Origin of the sequence: Sphingopyxis terrae subsp. terrae NBRC 15098 (assembly GCF_001610975.1) — a bacterium.
Taxonomy (GTDB): domain Bacteria; phylum Pseudomonadota; class Alphaproteobacteria; order Sphingomonadales; family Sphingomonadaceae; genus Sphingopyxis; species Sphingopyxis terrae_A.
Map to the genome: position 1 here is coordinate 1 of NZ_CP013343.1, position 4,328 is coordinate 4,328.

The following is a 4,328-nucleotide window of genomic DNA, read 5'->3' on the forward strand; positions in this document are numbered from 1 at the left end:
GAGCAATCTGCATTCCCGGATGAGTTACAAATGGTTTGTAAATAATCCAAACGGTGATATGAGATTTATACAGCATCGCCGTTTGGGGATTTAAGCCATGAAAACCGCCGTCGCCTATTACCGGGTTTCCACTAGTGGGCAGGGCAAATCAGGCTTGGGCCTGGACGCACAGCGGGAAGCCGTTGAACGCTTCGCCCAGGCGGAAGGCATCACCCTGATTGCAACGTTTCAGGAAGTGGAGAGCGGGAAAGGGGCGGACGCCCTTGATCGTCGCCCCGTTCTGGCAGCTGCACTGGCAGCGGCGAAAAAAGAAGGCTGCGCTATCGTCGTGGCCAAGCTCGATCGCCTTAGCCGTGACGTTCACTTTATCAGCGGCCTAATGGGGCAGCGCATCCCGTTTATGGTGGCCGAGCTGGGCGCGAACGCTGATAGCTTCATGCTTCACCTTTACGCGGCGCTGGCAGAGAAAGAGCGAAACCTGATTAGCGAACGAACCAAGGCGGCGCTGGCAGCGGCTAAGGCCAAGGGGGTTAAGCTAGGCAATCCGAACATTGCGGAGGCGACAGAGGCAGCGAAGGCCGCGACACAAGCCAACGCTGAAACCTTTGCCAAGCAAATTGCCCCCCATATCGAGGCGGCGCGGTCGAACGGCTGTAAGACCTACCGGGAGGTGGCAGCGGCATTAAACGCTCGCGGCATCCCGACAGCGCGAGGCGGCAGCTGGCAAGCGGCAACGGTCCGTAACATCGAACTACGGTTGGCGGCATGACGTCCCGCGACGGCGCTGGCAGCCTGTTTGACGCCCTGCCAGCCAACGTCCTGGCGTTGACGGTTGAAGCCAAAAGGTCCGTTGACGCTGGCAATCCCGACTATCTGCCAGCTGTATTTTGTCACGTTGGCTTGCCTCGATCACGCTTTGAAGGGCAGACCTTTGAACGCCAATCAGGCAACGTTTCATTGCAGATCGAGGCAGGGAAAACCTTTGACGGCCAAGGTTGGCAGACCCAGCCTATTCCCTACGGCACAATTCCACGCCTTGCCCTGATCCACATAACCAGCGAGGCGGTCCGGACCCAATGCCCCGTCATTGACGTAGGCGATAGCGTCTATGCTTTTCTGGAAGCCCTAGGGGTGGGAAACAACCAGGCGGCCCGCAACAGGGCGCGCAAGCAAATGACGGCGCTCGCGGCTTGCCATATGCGCCTAGGGCGGCTGGTAGATCGAGACGGCAAGAAATTCGCCCAGACGGTTGATGCCAAGCCCTTCCAGCAATTCGAGGCTTGGATAAGCGACACTGGCAGCCAAACAGCCCTATGGCCTACATCGGTCGAATTATCCGCCCCGTTCTTTGAAGCCATCCTGCGAACAGCGGTCCCGCTTCGCCATGAAGCCCTTGCCCAGCTGACGTCATCGGCGCTGGCGTTGGATATATACAGCTGGCTGGCGCATAGGCTTTGTAGGGTTAGGCGTGGAGGCGTGACCATATCCTGGGCGGCGCTCGCGGAGCAGTTTGGGCAGGAATATAATAACCGAAAATATTTCAAACGGGAGTTTGCGAAGCAGCTGAAACCCGTTCTGGCAGCCTATCCGGAGGCCCGCGTGACTATTGTTACGGGCGGCATCCAATTGGACGCATCGCCGCCACCAATCCCTAAAACTGCGGCGAGACGATTAAGGAGGATGCCATGAACATACCGAAACGCTTGCCCTACGAACTGGTGATCATCGCCGGTCTGATGTTGGGAAGCTGCAAGCCCGCGTGGGAGGACAGGCTAGATGTTGCGGACGTGAACGCCCGCAATGCCATTTACCGCGTCAATGAACTGGAAAGCCGCGTAGATGAATTGGAGAGGCAGGCAAATGAACTGGAAAGCCGGTTACAGTAAGCGGCACCGCATTTTTCGCGAGGCGTAAGGGCCGGACCATCGCCCCCCCCTGTATCGGACCATCGCCCCCCCCATCACCGGACCATCGCCCCCCCCCATCTACCTATAGTCTCACCATGTAGATTTTCCGGTAGCGCAAAGCCGCAGAAACAGAGGGATTCCAACGTCTGTTCTTGCTGTGTTCTAAAACTTACGATAAATGATTAGGGGATGGCTCACACTCCCAAGGCGCTCTCAAGCGCAAAGCCGCAGAAACCTGCATCTCCCGCCCCCAGCCGCAAGGCTGCGCGTAACCGCACGTCGAAACGGCGCACTTATATACGTAGTGCGCCGCGCCAGCATGTCCCGAACAGCCGCCATCACTGGAAAGAGTATCTCCCAGCTGAAAAGGCTCTTGATTTGGTGGAGGCGGCTACTCACGCGCACACAATCGGGCTTCCTCTCAATCAAGCGGTCGCCATCCATTTTGAGCGCGGCGAACTGCCCGACATCTACCGCCCCCAGGACGCTATTCACTACTGGCTAAAAGCGGCCGGCCAATGGCTTCGCAATAGGGGCGTCCAGATGACGTTCATTTGGGTGATCGAGCAAGCCATAGGAACGGGGATCCATGTCCACATTTTATTGCACTGCCCGCCCCAGCATCAGAAAGAGTTTTTCAAAAAGGGCCGGACCAGCTGGTTGCTGAAAGCCGGTATGTCACAAAAAGACAAACGCACCCTGCATAACCAGCGGGTCGGTCCGCGGGGCTATGAGGTCGGGACTGCCAGCAAATATGATCATGGTTCATATCAACGCCAATTAAAGGGGGCTTTGCGCTACCACCTGAAAGCCATCAGCCCTGACCAGGCAGCCCCCCGACTGACAGGTAGCGACAAGCCCTTTGCGGAACTGTTCGGCATCGAACCCGAATACAGCCATCCCATCTACGGCAGACGCGCCAGCCAATCCCAGAACATCAGCAAAAAGGCTCGCGATAAATACCACGCCAAAAGAGCCTAAGACGGCAACGGGAAGCCCCCCGTTTTTTACCGGGCAATTCCGGAAGCCCAGGAGACTTGGCCAATACGCGCACGCGGGAAGCCCCTCCATTGTTAGCAATGACTGCGATGTCGGCCCAATGGGCTATCAAGGGGCGTCTTTCTCCATGTTGCGCCCAGCCACCGGCCCTGCAGACTGACTGTAACTAGAAACTGTCACAGCCTGCGCGGTTACAGTCATTGGCTAATTTTGCGGTCAATAAGCGCACGCTGATCAGGGCAGCCCTGGGTAGGACCCACCAAACAATCTGAGCAAGCCTGTAACTGATTTAACAGTTAAGGAATGTTAAGGCTGAAACCCGCCCCAGCAACGAGATGCCCGTAAAATGCCCTAGGAGGAGCCGCACAGCGACGATGAGGCAATTCAGCCCCTATAGAGCCGAAATATCAAGATGGCCCGCAGCGGGGCTTAAAATCGATTTTTGGACGCCTTAAAGGGGCGGTCGGCACCCTGCACAATGGCGACGTTCGCTAAAATAGCGAAAAATAGCCGTCTAAAGTAGGCCAAAGTAGGTGAACGCGTCGGGGGCGACGTGGCGCAAACGTTCGTCTAGGCGTTCACCTAGTCTGGCCGCATAATGCCCCGAACGCGTCGGGGGGTAACGGTATGCCGCAAAATGTCACGCCAAAGGCTAAGGCGGAGCCTGAATGGTCCCGCTTCACCTATAAGGAATTGGCGACGGCGCTGGGCGTATCAGCTGACGCGGCTCGAATGAAAGCCAAGCGAAAGGCCAAAAAAGGCGATTGGCAGATTATCCCAGGCAATCACCCATCGGACAAGGTGACGGTCCTGATCCCAGAGAATGATCAGGAACTGGTAGGCGAACGCGTCGGGGGCGACGAACCCGAACATCCCGAACGCAAGAAAGGGCGAACGCGTGAACCCGAACGCGATGGCGAACTGTTCACCCTCTACACAGAAGCCCAGAAGCGCATCCAGGCGCTCACCGATCAGCTGCTAGAAGCCCAGGCGGATAGGGTGGCACTGGCAGCTAGCGAGGCGCGGGAGATGGCGTTGGCCGCAGAGATAGAGGCTTTGCAACGCCAGCTAGACCGCGCCCATGCAGACATTGCCTTTCACCGCCGGACGTGGTGGCAAAAGCTGACTGGCAGATAGTGAGGGAGGAACAGCATATGATCGCGTTTAGGGTTGGAGTGGTTTGGGCGGCGATGGTTTCGGCATCGGTCACTTGGGCGACAGCCGCAGCGGCGCAACAAGCAAGCCCATACAAACTTATCGTGGCATCGAGTGAGGGCGGGGTAACAGCCATCGACTACCCAAGCGCAGCGAGATGCGAGCGCGCCAAGCAGACAATAGAAGCGGAAATGAAGCGACGGAATGATGAGGCTAGGAACAACCTTCCCCCCGGCGCTATCCTGACGAATTATGGCTGGCAAGCGC

Annotated in this window: 5 protein-coding genes; all 5 read left to right on the forward strand. The window is 57.5% G+C overall.

Translation table 11 applies throughout. The features are described 5' to 3' along the window. Positions 1-97 precede the first annotated feature (97 nt). Complete coding sequence (locus tag AOA14_RS18980) at positions 98-769, forward strand: recombinase family protein (RefSeq protein ID WP_013302501.1); 672 nt, start codon at positions 98-100, stop codon at positions 767-769. Continuing rightward, the gene (locus AOA14_RS18985; RefSeq protein WP_013302502.1) at positions 766-1,689 is read left to right on the forward strand and encodes a replication protein RepA; all 924 of its coding nucleotides are present in this window, start codon (positions 766-768) and stop codon (positions 1,687-1,689) included. The genes AOA14_RS18980 and AOA14_RS18985 overlap by 4 nt, the downstream gene beginning before the upstream one ends. Further along, complete coding sequence (locus tag AOA14_RS18990) at positions 1,686-1,886, forward strand: hypothetical protein (RefSeq protein WP_062903269.1); 201 nt, start codon at positions 1,686-1,688, stop codon at positions 1,884-1,886. Before AOA14_RS18985 ends, AOA14_RS18990 begins: the two co-directional genes overlap by 4 nt. 210 nt (positions 1,887-2,096) lie before the next feature. Further along, on the forward strand, positions 2,097-2,888 hold the full coding sequence (locus AOA14_RS18995) for a hypothetical protein (protein WP_176446100.1): 792 nt from the start codon (positions 2,097-2,099) through the stop codon (positions 2,886-2,888). Between the two features lie 645 nt (positions 2,889-3,533). Continuing rightward, a complete protein-coding gene (locus AOA14_RS19000) occupies positions 3,534-4,043 on the forward strand; it encodes a hypothetical protein (RefSeq protein ID WP_013302500.1) in 510 nt (169 codons plus the stop codon). Positions 4,044-4,328: the final 285 nt, after the last annotated feature.

Bases quoted from the DNA above. Each gene is read 5' to 3' on its own strand.
- AOA14_RS18980 (WP_013302501.1), top strand. From the start codon at position 98: ATGAAAACCGCCGTCGCCTATTACCGGGTTTCCACTAGTGGGCAGGGC.
- AOA14_RS18985 (WP_013302502.1), top strand. From the start codon at position 766: ATGACGTCCCGCGACGGCGCTGGCAGCCTGTTTGACGCCCTGCCAGCC.
- AOA14_RS18990 (WP_062903269.1), top strand. From the start codon at position 1,686: ATGAACATACCGAAACGCTTGCCCTACGAACTGGTGATCATCGCCGGT.
- AOA14_RS18995 (WP_176446100.1), top strand. From the start codon at position 2,097: ATGGCTCACACTCCCAAGGCGCTCTCAAGCGCAAAGCCGCAGAAACCT.
- AOA14_RS19000 (WP_013302500.1), top strand. From the start codon at position 3,534: ATGCCGCAAAATGTCACGCCAAAGGCTAAGGCGGAGCCTGAATGGTCC.